Annotated in this window: 11 protein-coding genes and 1 pseudogene; 11 read left to right on the plus strand and 1 reads right to left on the minus strand. The window is 70.3% G+C overall.

Going from position 1 to position 15443, the window contains the following annotated elements; all coding sequences use genetic code 11:
- Positions 1–595 precede the first annotated feature (595 nt).
- Positions 596–2056, minus strand: coding sequence for a phospholipid carrier-dependent glycosyltransferase (locus O7543_RS21995; protein WP_281567196.1), 1461 nt, complete (start codon positions 2054–2056; stop codon positions 596–598).
- 17 nt (positions 2057–2073) lie between these two features.
- On the opposite strand from O7543_RS21995, the gene mqnC reads away from it, so the two are divergent.
- The 11 genes and pseudogenes from mqnC (at position 2074) to nuoH (ending at position 15442) form a co-directional block, all read left to right on the plus strand.
- Positions 2074–3264 (plus strand): cyclic dehypoxanthinyl futalosine synthase, encoded by a 1191-nt coding sequence (mqnC, locus tag O7543_RS22000; protein ID WP_281552102.1) that lies wholly within the window; start codon positions 2074–2076, stop codon positions 3262–3264.
- Between the two features lie 474 nt (positions 3265–3738).
- The gene (locus O7543_RS22005) at positions 3739–4440 is read left to right on the plus strand and encodes a demethylmenaquinone methyltransferase (RefSeq protein ID WP_281567500.1); all 702 of its coding nucleotides are present in this window, start codon (positions 3739–3741) and stop codon (positions 4438–4440) included.
- A 266-nt stretch (positions 4441–4706) separates the two neighbouring features.
- Positions 4707–5978: a geranylgeranyl reductase family protein gene (locus tag O7543_RS22010; RefSeq protein WP_281552101.1), complete on the plus strand. Its 1272-nt coding sequence runs from the start codon at positions 4707–4709 to the stop codon at positions 5976–5978.
- Positions 5979–6115: 137 nt separating this feature from the next.
- Positions 6116–6481 carry an NADH-quinone oxidoreductase subunit A gene (locus O7543_RS22015; protein ID WP_123607118.1) on the plus strand — a complete coding sequence of 122 codons (366 nt, stop codon included), beginning with the start codon at positions 6116–6118 and terminating at the stop codon, positions 6479–6481.
- A gap of 10 nt (positions 6482–6491) precedes the next feature.
- The gene (locus tag O7543_RS22020) at positions 6492–7169 is read left to right on the plus strand and encodes an NADH-quinone oxidoreductase subunit B (RefSeq protein ID WP_123607119.1); all 678 of its coding nucleotides are present in this window, start codon (positions 6492–6494) and stop codon (positions 7167–7169) included.
- Positions 7170–7200: 31 nt separating this feature from the next.
- Positions 7201–7947 (plus strand): NADH-quinone oxidoreductase subunit C, encoded by a 747-nt coding sequence (locus tag O7543_RS22025; protein ID WP_281552100.1) that lies wholly within the window; start codon positions 7201–7203, stop codon positions 7945–7947.
- A complete protein-coding gene (locus O7543_RS22030) occupies positions 7944–9266 on the plus strand; it encodes an NADH-quinone oxidoreductase subunit D (RefSeq protein WP_281552099.1) in 1323 nt (440 codons plus the stop codon). Before O7543_RS22025 ends, O7543_RS22030 begins: the two co-directional genes overlap by 4 nt.
- Positions 9263–10261: an NADH-quinone oxidoreductase subunit NuoE gene (gene nuoE / locus O7543_RS22035; protein ID WP_281555748.1), complete on the plus strand. Its 999-nt coding sequence runs from the start codon at positions 9263–9265 to the stop codon at positions 10259–10261. Before O7543_RS22030 ends, nuoE begins: the two co-directional genes overlap by 4 nt.
- The gene (gene nuoF / locus O7543_RS22040; protein ID WP_281552098.1) at positions 10258–11610 is read left to right on the plus strand and encodes an NADH-quinone oxidoreductase subunit NuoF; all 1353 of its coding nucleotides are present in this window, start codon (positions 10258–10260) and stop codon (positions 11608–11610) included. The genes nuoE and nuoF overlap by 4 nt, the downstream gene beginning before the upstream one ends.
- Positions 11610–14128: pseudogene (locus O7543_RS22045) on the plus strand (NADH-quinone oxidoreductase subunit G); the annotation flags it as partial. The gene nuoF and the pseudogene O7543_RS22045, both read left to right, overlap by 1 nt.
- Positions 14102–15442 carry an NADH-quinone oxidoreductase subunit NuoH gene (gene nuoH / locus O7543_RS22050; protein ID WP_348650143.1) on the plus strand — a complete coding sequence of 447 codons (1341 nt, stop codon included), beginning with the start codon at positions 14102–14104 and terminating at the stop codon, positions 15440–15442. The pseudogene O7543_RS22045 and the gene nuoH, both read left to right, overlap by 27 nt.
- Position 15443: the final 1 nt, after the last annotated feature.

Here is a 15443-nt window from a genome sequence, read left to right on the forward strand (position 1 = left end):
TGCCGCCAGAAGGAATGCTGCGGCGGTGAGGATCCGGCCCCTGACGAGGGTCGCGGTCATCGATGGGCGGCGGAGCGACCTCGACGGAACGACAACCGGATGAGAACCGCTCCGATGATGATCATAACTGCTGCGGTGACCGCCATCATGAGTGGCAGTGGCAGGCTGAGCTGCCCGAGACCGGCCACACCACCGAGGGTGACCGCAAGGTTCGCGCCGGTCCGCGGCAGTGAATCACCTGACATGACGTTGTCTCCTTGGCTGCGGGCGGATAGGGGGATTTTGCGCACGAGGGTTCGCCGAGATCGGTATTCGGCGGCACGTCCGGACGGGGGTCCGGTTGAGGTATGGAAGACGGAGACCCGACTGGCTGTTGTGATGCCGGCCGAAGGCGGTAACCGGGCGGTGCCTTGTTCGGCCGCAGCCAAGAGTAGTTGCGTCGGCGACAAAGCGCTAGATGCATCATCGCCTTGGGATCACAAGACAAACGTGAGTTCATCTGCGTTGCGATCGCTTTTCTGAATGCTCTTCGTGACTCATTCTCGGGTTTGTTCACGTTATGCGGCCTGGCCCATACGAGTTGCGAGTCGGCCGGTCAATCGATCGTTCCGCTCTGCTTGGCCGAACCGCCGACAGCGGGAGCACCGGCCAGCGGTCGACGGTGGATCAGCCCCTGGGCGGCCAGGGCCGCGGCCACCGCTGCCAGCGGCAGGGCCGGCAGCGCGTACCGGGGCTCGTACATGCCGATCGCCACGGTGAACACGGCCAGCCCTGGGCCGGCGACCACCAGCAGTACGGTGTCGAGCCGGATCCAGCCGGCGACCCGCCGCCCGGCGGCCAGCGCCGCGACGGTCAGCAGCACCGCCAACGACAGCACCACCGGGATGCCCCGGGTCCAGCTGCCGTACTGGTGCAGTGTCCGGGTCAGCGGGGTGGCCGGGTCCGCGACGACCGGCTCGGCGACCGCTGCCTGGTATCCGGTGGACGCCTGGGCTGGCGGACAGCTCTGCTCGACCCGCACGTCGGCGGAGCGGAACCGGACCGGCGGCACCAGCCGCTGCCGCAGGCACTCGTTCATCGGCCCGAGGTACAGACCGGGGACGAAGTGTGCCGCGCTCTCCCGGCCGACCGTCGCGAGGTAGTCGCCGGGCTGCTGACTGATCACCGACCGGGAGAAGCTGGTCAGCACCTGGGCACCCTCCGGCGTGTAGACCCAGTCGCCGAGTCGGGCCGGCCGCCGCCAGAAGAACGCATCGGCCCGGTCCCAACGCTGGCCCGGCGGCTGGTCCGGGCAGGCGACCCGCTCCTCGTCGGTCAGTTCGATGCGGTCGCAGTCGGCGATCATCGCGGCCCGGCCGTACAGGGCGGTGCCGCTCTGCGCGCTGTAGACGCTCTGCCGGTCGCCGATCCAGACCATCACCATGACGTACGGCACGCCGAAGGCGAGCAGGTAGCCCAGCACCGGCCGCCAGCCGACCCGACGTACCACCAGGTAGCCGGCGAGCAGGAGGGCGACCGGCAGCGCGGTGGGTTTGGTCACCCAGGCGACGGCGATCAGCCCGCCGGAGACAACGGCCGCCACCGGACCGGGTCGGGACGACCAGAGCAGTGCCCCGACCGCGGCGGCGAACAGCACCGTGAACATCAGGTCAGGCAGTAGGTAGTGACCCATGGTGAGGACCAGGGAGTCGAAGATCAGCGGTACGGCGGCCAGGGTGGCCAGCCAGCGGGCCACGCCCCGGCGCAGCAGCAGGGCGTACAGGGCGACGGCGAGCAGCAGGCTGAGCAGGTGCTGCACGGCCGCGACGGCGGCGAGTGTCCGGGTCTGCTGTAGCGCGGACAGCAGCAGAACGTAGCCGATCGGCCGGTTCGGGTGCGGCTCCAGCGGCTGCTGCAGCATCAGCAGGTACTCGCCGCTGTCGCCGTGGAACCAGAACGCCGGCTGATACGCGGCCAGGTAGGCGATCCGCAGTCCGAGACCGGCGGCGAGCAGGATCACCAGAGGCAGGTGGCGGCGCAGTGGCGTCATCCGGTCGCTCTGCCCCTCCCTCGACATGGCAGTACGCTTCATGCGTGACTACCAGCCGGGAGATCGACAGCATCCTGCAGCGTGGCGCCGACGGTGGGCGGATCTCCGCCGAGGAGGCGCTGCTGATCTACACCGAAGCGCCGTTCCACGCCCTCGGCGAGGCCGCGGACGCGGTGCGCCGTCGCCGGTACCCGGACAACGTCGTGACGTATCTGATCGATCGCAACATCAATTACACCAATGTCTGCGTCACCGCGTGTCGTTTTTGCGCTTTCTACCGGGCGCCCAAGCACGCCGAGGGCTGGGCCCACCCGATTGAGGAGATTCTGCGTCGTTGCGGCGAGGCGGTCGAGCTGGGCGCTACCCAGGTGATGCTCCAGGGTGGCCACCATCCCGATTTCGGGGTGGAGTACTACGAGCAGCTGTTCGGCGCGGTCAAGGCGGCGTACCCCCGGTTGGTGATCCACTCGATCGGGCCGAGCGAGATCCTGCACATGGCGAAGGTGTCCGACGTCTCGCTGGACGAGGCGATCACCCGGATCAAGGCCGCCGGGCTGGACTCGATCGCCGGTGCCGGCGCCGAGATGCTGCCGGACCGCCCTCGGCGGGCGATCGCCCCGCTCAAGGAGTCGGGGGCGCGCTGGCTGGAGGTCATGGAGCTGGCGCACCGGCACGGCATCGAGTCGACCGCCACGATGATGATGGGCACCGGGGAGACCAACGCGGAGCGGATCGAACATCTGCGGATGATCCGGGACGTCCAGGACTCCACCGGCGGTTTCCGGGCGTTCATCCCCTGGACGTACCAGCCGGAGAACAACCATCTCAAGGGCCGCACCCAGGCGACGACCCTGGAGTACCTGCGGATGATCGCGGTCTCCCGGCTCTTCTTCGACCAGGTGGCGCACCTGCAGGCGTCCTGGCTGACCACCGGCAAGGACGTCGGCCAGTTGGCGCTGCACATGGGGGTCGACGATCTCGGTTCGATCATGTTGGAGGAGAACGTGATCTCCTCGGCCGGCGCCCGGCACCGGTCGAACCTGCACGAGCTGATCTGGATGATCCGCTCGGCGGGCCGGATCCCCGCCCAGCGGGACACCGAGTACCACCATCTCGCCGTCCACCGCGATCCGGCGGACGACCCGACCGACGAGCGGGTGGTGTCGCACTTTTCCTCGATCGCGTTGCCCAACGGCGGGGCCCGCCGCGATCTGCCGCTGGTCGACGCGCACTGACCCGGCCGGGGCCGTGCGCTGACCGGCCCGGATTCGTCCGATCGGCTGGCTGGTGAGGCCGACCAGTCAGCCCCAGTCGGCCGGCGGGTGGGCTGGTGATCGGCCGGTCGTGGCACACAGTGCCGTCGATGCGGCGAGGCGGCGCGAACCTTAGGCCAAGGAGCCATAACGTGTTGATCACGAGGGGCGCGAAGCTTCCCGTCGGCCGCTAACGTCCTCGTCAACAACGTTCCGGCAGCCGCTCGCGCCGCGACGCCGTCCCCCTGGTCGTCGCAGGTCACGTCCCCTGATGGCGGTGGTCGCCGGAGCCGTACTCCAGCGGTCCGAGGGGGCCGTCTACATAACGCACGGCAGTACGGGCGAGGTGGTTCAACCCACCTCGCCCGTACTGTATGTGGCCTCGGTCACCCTCGCCGCCGGCCCCGCGCCGCAGGTCGGGACGGGCGACTGGCAAAGTGGTCGGGCGTGACTGACATCCCGCCGCCGGTCCGCGCCGGCCTGGACAAGCAGCCGGCCGAGGTCGCCGCGATGTTCGACGGCGTGGCCGGCCGGTACGACCTGACCAACACGGTGATCTCCTTCGGCCAGGACCGGCGGTGGCGCCGGGCCACCCGCGCTGCGCTCGACCTGCTTCCCGGCGACCGGGTGCTCGACGTCGGTGCCGGCACCGGAGTCTCCACCGCCGAACTCGGCCGGGGCGGGGTGTGGGCCGTCGGTTCGGACATCTCGCTCGGCATGCTGCGGGCCGGCCGCCGGGCCCGTCCACAGGTGCCACTGCTCGCCGGGGACGCCCTGGCGTTGCCGTTCCGGGACGCCAGCTTCGACGCGGTGACGATCTCATTCGCCCTGCGCAACGTGGTCGACACCGATGCCGCGTTGGCCGAGCTGGCCCGGGTGACCCGGCCCGGCGGGCGGATGGTGGTGTGCGAGTTCAGTCAGCCGACCAGTCCCGCCTTCCAGACGCTCTACCTGTCCTATCTGATGCGGTCGCTGCCGGCGGTGGCCCGCGCGGTGGCGAGCAACCCGGATGCGTACGTCTATCTGGCCGAGTCAATCCGGCAGTGGCCGGACCAGGCGGCGCTCGCCGGGCGGATCGCGGCGGCGGGGTGGCGGTCGGCGCAGTGGCGCAATCTCACCGGTGGGATCGTGGCGCTGCACCGCGCCACCCGGCGGTAGCGCCATGCGACCCGGGCGTAGCGCCACGTCATCGGGGAGCGGTGCCGTGCTGCCGTACGCCGGATCCGGGAGCGCGAGCGACGGGTCCGCCACTGCTTGGTGTCCGTCGATGGGTGATTTCGTGTCGTCGGTCACCCGCCGAGGTCGCTACCTCGCAGGGTTAGGGTCGCCTAACCGATTGCCGCCCTGTTAACGGTTCTAGACTCACCTGCGAGACGGCTTGTGAAGCATTTCACGAGCGACTGGGAGGCGAACGGGAGGTGGCTGTGAGCGAGACCGAAGCCGATGTGATCGTCGTCGGGGCGGGCCCCGGCGGTTCCGCGACCGCCTTCCACCTCGCCCGGCACGGCGCACGGGTGCTCCTGCTGGAAAAGACCACGTTTCCCCGGGAAAAGGTCTGCGGTGACGGGCTCACGCCGCGCGCTGTCAAGCAGTTGATCAAGCTGGGTGTCGACACCTCGCCCGAGGCCGGCTGGCTGCACAACCGTGGCCTGCGGGTGATCGGCGGCGGCATCCGGCTCGAACTCGACTGGCCCGACCTGGCCAGCTTCCCCAACTACGGCCTGGTCCGAACCCGGCTGGACTTCGACGATCTGCTGGCCAGGCAGGCGGTCGAGGCGGGGGCGGTGCTGCACACCGGCACCAACGTGGTGGCCCCGGTGCTGGACGCCACCGGGCGGGCGATCGGCGTGACCGCCGAGGTCGGCCCGGACAAGCAGCCGGCCACCTTCCACGCCCCGTTGATCGTCGCCGCCGACGGGGTCTCCGGCCGGTTCCCGCTCGCCATGGGGCTGGCCAAGCGCGAGGACCGGCCGATCGGAGTCGCGGTCCGGCGGTACTACCGGTCGCCGGTGCGGCACCGGGACGAGTACCTGGAGTCCTGGCTGGAGCTGCGCAGCCGGGAGGGCGGCGAGAAACTGCTGCCCGGCTACGGTTGGATCTTCGGCATGGGCGACGGCCGGGTCAACGTCGGCCTGGGCGTACTCAACTCGTCCAGCGCCTTCGGCAAGACCAACTACCGGCGGATGCTCACCGACTGGCTGGGCAGCACACCACCGGACTGGGGGCTGGCCGACGAGGCCAACGCCGACGGCCCGATCCTCGGCGCGGCACTGCCGATGGGCTTCAACCGGGTCCCGCACTACACCCGGGGAGTCCTGCTGGTCGGCGACTCCGGCGGTATGGTCAACCCGTTCAACGGTGAAGGCATCGCGTACGCGATGGAGTCCGGTGAGCTCGCCGCCGAGGTGGCGGTGCAGGCGTTGGCCCGGCCGGCCGGCGCCGACCGGGAGCGGGCGCTGGCGCACTACCCGAACGAGCTGAAGGCCCGCTACGGGGGCTACTACCGGCTCGGCAACATCTTCGTGAAGATGATCGGCAACCCACAGATCATGCGAATCGCCACCAAGCACGGCATGCCGCATCCGACACTGATGCGGTTCGTGCTGAAGCTGCTGGCGAACCTGACCGATCCGCGTGGCGGGGACGCGATGGACCGGATGATCAACGCGATGACCAAGGTGGCTCCGGCCGTGTGACGCCGCCGGCAGCACCCCGGGCCGTCGGCCCACCGCAGTAGTCGCCAGGATGGGGCAACGACGCCCGGTCCCGGCGGGAGACATCACAGATCGCTGGAAACTGACCGCGGGCAGGGAAGGACGAGCAGGAGAAACCCATGTCACTCTCGCCTTACATACCCATCGTCGGGGTGTTCGCCCTCGCCTCGGCCTTCGCGTTGTTCTCGGTGGCGGCCGCCCGGCTGGCCGGGCCGCTGCGCTACAACCGGGCCAAGCTCGAAGCGTACGAGTGTGGGATCGAGCCCAGCCCGGAGCCGGTCGGCGGCGGTCGGATCCCGATCAAGTTCTATCTGACCGCGATGATGTTCATCATCTTCGACATCGAGATCATCTTCCTGATCCCGTGGGCGGTCTCGCTGGACCCGCTCGGCGCGTTCGGCTACGTCGCGGTCTCGCTGTTCATCGTCGCCGTCTCGGTCGCCTACGTGTACGAGTGGCGGCGCGGCGGGCTCGACTGGGACTGACGGAGGAACCATGGGAATCGAGGAGAAACTCCCCGCCGGCGTACTGCTCACCTCGGTGGAGAAGCTGGTCAACTGGTCCCGCAAGACCTCCGTCTGGGGGGCGACCTTCGGCCTGGCCTGCTGCGCGATCGAGATGATGGCGGCCGGTGCTCCGCACTACGACATGGGTCGCTGGGGCATGGAGGTCTTCCGGGCCTCGCCGCGGCAGGCGGACCTGATGATCGTGGCTGGTCGGGTCAGTCAGAAGATGGCCCCGGTGCTGCGGCAGATCTACGACCAGATGGCCGAGCCCCGCTGGGTGTTGTCGATGGGGGTCTGCGCCTCCAGCGGCGGCATGTTCAACAACTACGCCATCGTGCAGGGCGTGGACCACGTGGTGCCGGTCGACATGTACCTGCCCGGCTGCCCGCCCCGCCCGGAGATGCTCATCGACGCGGTCCTCAAGCTGCGGGAGAAGATCGGCCACGAGCCACTCGGCCCGAACGGGCGCAAGATGCTGGAGGCCCGCCGGGCCCGCGGTGACGTGCCGGTGGTCGCGCCCGGGGCGATGCCGTCGTCGTACCGCTCCGACAAGGCCCGCCGGGCCGAGTGGGAGCAGGCCGTCCGGGAAGGCCGCGAGGAACAGTTGCGGATCGAGAACTGGATGAAGGCCCAGAACCACCTGCACGCCCGGGAGCGGCTGAAGTGATTCCCGCGTCGACCAGCGAAAGGACGATCCAGTGACCGGGCCGACCAACGCGCCCAGTGAGCAGCCGGGTGGCGGGGTACCCGCCGCCGCCCCGCCGGTCGGGGCTACCAGCGGCGCGCCGGCCGAGTTCCCGCCGGCCAGTGGAGCCGGCCGCGGCATGTTCGGCATCCAGGGCTCCGGCGACACGTCCGGCTTCGGCGGCCTGGTCCGCCGCCGGGCCAGCGTGGCCGGCACCGAGCGGCCGTACGGCGGCTACTTCGACGAGGTGTGCGACGCCCTTGAGGAGGCGTACCCGGCCTTCGCCGACGCGATCGAGAAGGTCGTGGTCGACCGGGGTGAGCTGACCCTGCACATCAAGCCGGAGCGGATCGCCGAGGTCTGCCGGGTGATGCGCGACGACGAGGCGCTGCGCTTCGAGCTCTGCTCCTCGGTGTCCGGGGCGGACTACCTGGGTGCCGACGAGCGTCGGCTGCACGTCGTCTACCAGCTGACCTCGATGACCTACCGGCGTCGGGTCCGGCTGGAGGCGGCGGTCACCGCCGAGGATCCGCACCTGCCGAGCGTCACCGCCGTCTACCCGACCGCCGACTGGCAGGAACGGGAGACGTACGACATGTTCGGCGTCGTCTTCGACGGCCACCCGGCGCTGACCCGGATCCTGATGCCGGACGACTGGGAGGGCCACCCACAGCGCAAGGACTACCCGCTGGGCGGCGTCCCGGTGGAGTACAAGGGCGCCGAGATCCCACCGCCGGACAAGCGGAGGAGCTACCAATGACGGCCGGATACGCAACCGAACGCGAGACCGACGAGGGCAAGGTCTTCACCGTCACCGGTGGCGACTGGGACACCGTGGTCGGCGGTACGGACCCGCTCACCGACGAGCGGATCATCGTCAACATGGGCCCGCAGCACCCGTCCACCCACGGGGTGCTGCGGCTGGTGCTGGAGCTGGAGGGGGAGACCGTCCGGGAGGCCCGGACGGTCGTCGGCTACCTGCACACCGGGATCGAGAAGAACCTCGAGTACCGCAACTGGGTGCAGGGCACCACGTTCGTCACCCGGATGGACTACCTGGCGCCGATCTTCAACGAGACGGCGTACAGCCTGGCGGTGGAGAAGCTGCTCGGGATCACCGACGACATCACCGAGCGGGCGAACACCATCCGGGTGCTGATGATGGAGCTCAACCGGATCTCCTCGCACCTGATCTGGCTGGGCACCACCGGCCTGGAGCTCGGCGCGATCTCGATCATGCTGTACTGCTTCCGGGAGCGCGAGTACATCCTGGAGATCTTCGAACTGGTCTCCGGGCTGCGGATGAACATGGCCTACGTGCGGCCCGGCGGGGTCGCCCAGGACGTGCCGGACGAGGCGATCACCAAGATCCGTGAGTTCCTCAAGGTGATGCCGAAGCGGCTCAAGGAGTACGAGGACCTGCTCTCCGGGCAGCCGATCTGGCTGGAGCGGACGCAGAACGTCGGGGTGCTCGACGTCACCGGTTGCCTCTCGCTGGGCGTCACCGGCCCGGTGCTGCGCTCCGCCGGCCTGGCCTGGGACCTGCGCAAGACCATGCCGTACTGCGGTTACGAGGACTACGAGTTCGACGTGCCGACCACGCCGACCGCCGACGTCTGGGGCCGCTACCTGGTCCGGATGGCCGAGATGCGCGAGTCGCTCAAGATTATCGAGCAGGCGTTGGACCGGTTGAAGCCCGGTCCGATCATGGTCGCCGACAAGAAGATCGCCTGGCCGGCGCAGCTGGCCATCGGCGTGGACGGCATGGGCAACTCGCTGGAGCACGTCGCCAAGATCATGGGTCAGTCGATGGAGTCGCTGATCCACCACTTCAAGCTGGTGACCGAGGGCTTCCGGGTGCCGCCCGGCCAGGTGTACGTCGGCATCGAGTCCCCCCGCGGCGAGTTGGGCGTGCACGCCGTCTCCGACGGCGGGACCAGACCGTACCGGGTGCACTACCGCGAACCGAGCTTCGTGAACCTCCAGGCGATCCCGGCCATGGCCGAGGGCGGGCTGCTCGCCGACGTGATCGCCGGGGGCGCCTCGTTGGACCCCGTGATGGGTGGGTGTGACCGCTGATGGGCTTCAGTCAGGAAACGCACGACCGGGCCCGGGAAATCATCGCCCGCTACCCGGCGGACCGCTCCCGGTCGGCACTGCTGCCGCTGCTGCACCTGGTGCAGTCCGAGGAGGGCTACGTCTCGCCGGCCGGCGTCGAGTTCTGCGCCGAACAGCTGGGCATCAACAAGGCCCAGGTCAGCGCGGTCGCCACCTTCTACACCATGTACAAGCGCCGGCCCACCGGCGACTGGCTGGTCAGCGTCTGCACCAACACCATGTGCGACGTACTCGGCGGCCAGCGGGTCTACGACGCGCTCAGCGAGCACCTCGGCGTCGGCCACGAGGAGACCACCGCCGACGGCACCATCACCCTGGAGCACGCCGAGTGCCTGGCCGCCTGCGACTACGGCCCGGTGATGACCGTCAACTACGACTTCTTCGACAAGGTCGACCCGGACATCGCGCTCGGCGTGGTCGCCGAGCTGCAGTCCGGCGGCCGCCCGGCACCCACCCGGGGTGCCCGGCTGTGCACGCTGAAGGAGATGTCGCTGCAGCTGGCCGGCTTCTCCGACACCCGCGAGGGCGCGGTCGCCGACGGTCCGGCCGGCGATGCCACGCTGCGCGGCCTGCGGCTGGCCCAGCAGCACGGCGTCTCGGTCGCCGGCTTCGACCCGAACACGCCGATCAGCGGCGACACCCCCGCCCCGGCACCCAGCCGGCCGGCGCCGGCGGCGACCGGCAGCACCGCGCCGGACGTCAAGGCACCGCAGGCCAAGTCGCCGGAGATCCGGGCCGCCGAGACCCGCGCCCCGGACGCGAAGACCCCGGCCCCGGACGCCCCCGGCACCACCGTGCCGACCGACCGGGCCGAGCCGGACAGCGACGCCGAGGCCGCCGAGTCGGCCGGCGCCGCCGCCAACCCGCCCGCCGGTGACGCCAAACCGGCCGGCGACAACTCGCAGCCACAGCGCGGGTCGCTGCGGGACGCGCGCAGCGAGGAGGGCACCCGATGACCCAGCCGCGACAGGAAACTCTGCAGAAGCTGACCCCGGTGCTGACCAAGCGTTGGCTGTCACCGGACGCCTGGAAGATCGACGTCTACCAGCAGCTCGACGGCTACGCCGCGCTGCGCAAGGTGCTGACCGGTACGCCGGACGGCCGGGGTCGCGGCGCCGACCCGGTGCACCCGGACGACCTGATCAAGCTGATCAAGGACTCCGGGCTGCGTGGTCGGGGCGGTGCCGGCTTCCCCACCGGCCTCAAGTGGGGGTTCATTCCGCAGGGCGACGGCAAGCCGCACTACCTGGTGGTCAACGCCGACGAGGGCGAGCCGGGCACCTGCAAGGACCTGCCGCTGATGATGTACGACCCGCACTCGCTGGTCGAAGGCGTCATCATCGCCTCGTACGCGATCCGGGCCAGCCGCGCCTACATCTACATCCGCGGTGAGGCGGTGCACGCCGCCCGGCGGCTGCGCAACGCGGTCGACGAGGCGTACCGGGCCGGCTACCTCGGCACGGACATCCTCGGCTCCGGGTTCGATCTGGACCTGGTGGTGCACAGCGGCGCGGGTGCCTACATCTGCGGCGAGGAGACGGCGCTGCTGGACTCCCTCGAAGGGTTCCGTGGCCAGCCCCGGCTGCGTCCGCCGTTCCCGGCCACCCACGGCCTGTACGCCTGCCCGACGGTGGTCAACAACGTCGGCACCATCTCCAGCGTGCCGTACATCGTGCTCGGCGGCGCCGCCTGGTGGAAGAGCATGGGTACGGAGAAGTCGTCCGGCCCGATGATCTACTCGCTCTCCGGCCGGATCGCCAACCCGGGGCAGTACGAGTGCTCGATGGGCATCACCCTGCGCGAGCTGATCGAGCTGGCCGGCGGCATGCAGCCCGGTCACGAGCTGCGGTTCTGGACGCCGGGCGGTTCGTCGACCCCGCTGCTCACCGCCGAGCACCTGGACGTACCACTGGACTTCGAAGGGGTGGCCGGCGCCGGCTCGATCCTCGGCACCACCGCCACCCAGATCTTCTCCGACCAGGACTGCCCGGTGTACGCCACCTACCGGTGGCTGGAGTTCTACCACCACGAGTCGTGCGGCAAGTGCACCCCGTGCCGGGAGGGCAACTACTGGATGGTGCGGGTCTTCCGGCGGATCCTGGCCGGCCAGGGCACCCACGAGGACCTGGACACCCTGCTCGACACCTGCGACAACATCCTCGGCCGCTCGTTCTGTGGCCTCGGCGACGGCGCGACCAGCTCGGTGACCTCCTCGCTGAAGTACTTCAAGCAGGACTACCTCGACTACATCGAGGGCCGCACGGCACCGAAGCTGTCGGAGAAGACTCTGGTGGGGGCCCACTGATGAGTGACGTAGCGAAAGCCACCGAGACGGTGACGTTGACCATCGACGGCGTCGAGGTCACCGCGCCCAAGGGCGCCCTGCTGATCCGGGTCGCCGAGAAGCTGGGCATCGAGATCCCCCGGTTCTGCGACCACCCGCTACTCGCCCCGGCCGGCGCCTGCCGGCAGTGTCTGGTCGACGTGGAGGGGCAGCGCAAACCCGTCGCCTCCTGCACCCAGACGGTCGCCGACGGCATGGTGGTCCGCACCCAGCTCACCTCCGAGGTGGCCAAGAAGGCCCAGCAGGGGATCATGGAGCTGCTGCTGGTCAACCACCCGCTCGACTGCCCGATGTGCGACAAGGGCGGCGAGTGTCCGCTGCAGAACCAGGCGATGTCCACCGGCCGGCCGGACTCCCGGTTCCACGAGCACAAGCGGGAGTACCCGAAGCCCGTCGAGATCTCCACCCAGGTGCTGCTGGACCGGGAGCGCTGCGTGCTCTGCCAGCGCTGCACCCGGTTCTCCGAGGAGATTGCCGGCGACGCCTTCATCGACCTGATGGACCGCTCCTCCGGCGAGCAGATCAACGTCTACCGGGACGAGGCGTTCGGCGCCGTGCCGGCGCCGGACGGTGAGGGCGACGGTGACGTGCCGTTCAACTCCTACTTTTCCGGCAACACGGTGCAGATCTGCCCGGTCGGCGCGCTCACCGGTGCCCAGTACCGGTTCCGGGCCCGCCCGTTCGACCTGGTCTCCTCGCCGAGCGTCTGTGAGCACTGCTCGGCCGGTTGCGCGCAGCGAACCGACCACCGGCGCGGCAAGGTGATGCGTCGGCTGGCCGGCGACGACCCGGCGGTCAACGAGGAGTGGAACTGCGACAAGGGCCGGTGGGGGTTCCGCTACGCCACCGCCACCGACCGGCTCACCACCCCGCTGGTCCGCGACGCCGACACCGGTGAGCTGCGGGAGGCGTCCTGGAGCGAGGCCCTGGCGGTCGCCGCCGACGGGCTGCGCAACGCCCGCGACGGGGCGTACGGCGTCGGGGTGCTCACCGGCGGTCGGCTCACCGTCGAGGACGCGTACGCGTACGCCAAGTTCGCCCGGGTGGCGCTGCGCACCAACGACATCGACTTCCGGGCCCGGCCGGTCACCGGTGCCGCCGGCTCCACCGAGGAGGCCGACTTCCTGGCCGCCCGGGTGGCCGGCGCCTCCGACGTCACCTACGCCGACGTCGAGCGGGCCCCGGTGGTGGTGGTCGCCGGGCTGGAGCCGGAGGAGGAGTGCCCGATCCTCTTCCTGCGGCTGCGCAAGGCGTACAGCAAGAAAGGGCTGCGGGTGATCGCCCTGGCCCCGTATCTGAGCCGCGGCCTGGAGAAGCTGGGCGCCACGTTGGTGCCGACCGTGCCCGGCGACGAGGCGCGGCTGCTCACCGAGGACCGCGCGGTCACCGAGGCGCTCGGTCGGTCCGGCGCGATCCTGTTCGTCGGCGAGCGGCTGGCCACCGTACCCGGTGGGTTGTCGGCCGCCGGCGCGGTCGCCGAGCGGGCCGGCGCGAAGCTGGCCTGGGTGCCGCGTCGGGCCGGTGACCGGGGCGCGGTCGACGCCGGCTGCCTGCCGAACCTGCTGCCCGGCGGTCGTCCGGTCGCCGACGCGGCGGCCCGGGCGGAGCTGACCGGGGCCTGGGACATCGGTGCCGGGACCATCCCGTCCGAGCCGGGCCGCGACGTCGACGCGATCGTCGCGGCGACCGCCGCCGGCAAGATCGGCGCGCTGGTCGTCGCCGGGGTCGACCCGGCCGACCTGGCCGACCCGCGGCTCGCCGAGCAGGCCCTCGACGCGGTGCCGTTCCTGGTCAGCCTGGAGATCCGGCACAGCGCGGTGACCCGCCGCGCGGACGTGGTCCTGCCGGTGGCACCGGCGGTGGAGAAGGCCGGCAGCTACCTCGACTGGGAGGGCCGGCTGCGCACCTTCGAAGCGGTGCTGACCACCACCGCCATGGCCGACTCCCGGGTGCTCGATGCGCTCGCCGCTCAGCTCGGTGTGGCACTCGGCACCGGCGAGGTCAACCTGATCCGCCGGGAGCTGGGCGCGCTGCCGGCCACCAAGGCGCAGCGTCCCGGGCTCCCGCTGGTTGACCCGACGGCACCGGCCAGCCCGGGTGCCGGCGAGGCGGTGCTGGCCACCTGGCACCACCTGATCGACCTCGGCAGCCTCACCGACGGCGACCCCTACCTGGGCGGCACCGCGCGGCCGCCGGTGGTCCGGCTGGCCAAGTCGCTGGCCGGGGCGCTCGGGGTGGCCGACGGGGATCCGGTCACCGTCGGCACCGACCGGGGCGCGGTCACCCTGCCGGCGGCGGTCACCGACCTGCTGCCCGACGGGGTGGTCTGGCTACCTACGAACTCGCCCGGCTCGACGGTGCGCCGCAGCCTCGGCGCGGTCTCCGGATCAGTGGTCCGGGTCAGCCACAACGGCGCGACGAACCCGAACCTAGGGGGTCTGCGGTGAACCCACTGGCACAGGAACCGACGCTGTCCGACTTCGGGCTGGACCCCTGGTGGCTGATCCTGATCAAGGTGGTCTTCGCCTTCGTGTTCGGGCTGCTGGGCACCCTGCTCGGGGTCTGGTTCGAGCGGCGGGTGGTCGGCCGGATGCAGGTCCGTCCCGGCCCCAACCAGGCCGGCCCGTTCGGCCTGCTGCAGACCCTGGCCGACGGGCTGAAGATGGCCTTCAAGGAGGACATCCTCCCCAAGGCGTCGGACAAGGTGGTCTACTTCTTCGCCCCGACCATCTCGGTGATCTGCGCGGTCACCGCGCTGTCGGTGATCCCGTTCGGCCCGATGGTGAGCATCTTCGGCACCCGGACCCCGCTGCAGGTCACCGACGTGCCGGTGGCGGTGCTGGTGCTGCTGGCCTGCTCGTCGATGGGCGTGTACGGGCTGGTGCTCGGCGGCTGGGCGTCCGGGTCGACGTACCCGCTGCTCGGTGGTCTGCGCTCGACGGCGCAGGTGATCTCGTACGAGATCGCGCTCGGGTTGTCGGTGGTCGGCGTCTTCATGACCGCCGGCACCATGTCGACCAGCGGGATCGTCGCCGCCCAGTCCGGCGGTGACCTGTTCACCTCGATCGGCGGGTTCGACCTGTACGCCCCGGGCTGGTACGCGATCCTGCTGCTGCCCAGCTTCATCATCTTCTTCATCGCTGCGGTGGCGGAGACCAACCGGGCGCCGTTCGATCTGCCCGAGGCGGAGTCCGAGCTGGTCGCCGGGTACATGACCGAGTACAGCTCGCTGAAGTTCGCGCTGTTCATGCTCTCCGAGTACGTCGCCATGGTGACCATGTCGGCGGTGACGGTGACACTGTTCCTCGGCGGCTGGCGGGCCCCCTGGCCGATCAGCATCTGGGACGGGGCGAACAGCGGCTGGTGGCCGATGCTCTGGTTCATGGGCAAGGTCATCGCGCTGATCTTCGTTTTCGTCTGGCTCCGCGGCACCCTGCCCCGGCTGCGCTACGACCAGTTCATGCGGTTCGGCTGGAAGGTGCTGCTGCCGATCAACCTGGCCTGGATTCTGGCCCTCGGCGGAATCCGGGTGACCAGCGGCTGGGAGCGCAACGACCGGCTGATCGCGATCGGTATCCCGGTCGCCATCCTGCTCGCCGTGGTGATCTTCTGGCCGACGCGCAAGGAGCGGCCGGCGCCGACCCTGCAGGAGCAGGTCGACTCCCGGCCACCGGGCAGCTTCCCGCTGCCCCCGATGGACCTGCAGGTCCCGCCCAGCCCGCGGGCCAAGCGGGCGGTAGCCGAACGGGAACCGGCCCAGGTCGGTCCCGCCACCGACGACAAGGAGGTGTGAC

The sequence above is a fragment of the Solwaraspora sp. WMMA2080 genome (genome assembly GCF_027497395.1).
Lineage (GTDB): Bacteria > Actinomycetota > Actinomycetes > Mycobacteriales > Micromonosporaceae > Micromonospora_E.

Coding starts and splice junctions, on each gene's coding strand:
- O7543_RS21995 (WP_281567196.1), bottom strand. CDS start 2,056: ATGTCGAGGGAGGGGCAGAGCGACCGGATGACGCCACTGCGCCGCCAC.
- O7543_RS22015 (WP_123607118.1), top strand. CDS start 6,116: ATGTCACTCTCGCCTTACATACCCATCGTCGGGGTGTTCGCCCTCGCC.
- O7543_RS22020 (WP_123607119.1), top strand. CDS start 6,492: ATGGGAATCGAGGAGAAACTCCCCGCCGGCGTACTGCTCACCTCGGTG.
- O7543_RS22030 (WP_281552099.1), top strand. CDS start 7,944: ATGACGGCCGGATACGCAACCGAACGCGAGACCGACGAGGGCAAGGTC.
- nuoF (WP_281552098.1), top strand. CDS start 10,258: ATGACCCAGCCGCGACAGGAAACTCTGCAGAAGCTGACCCCGGTGCTG.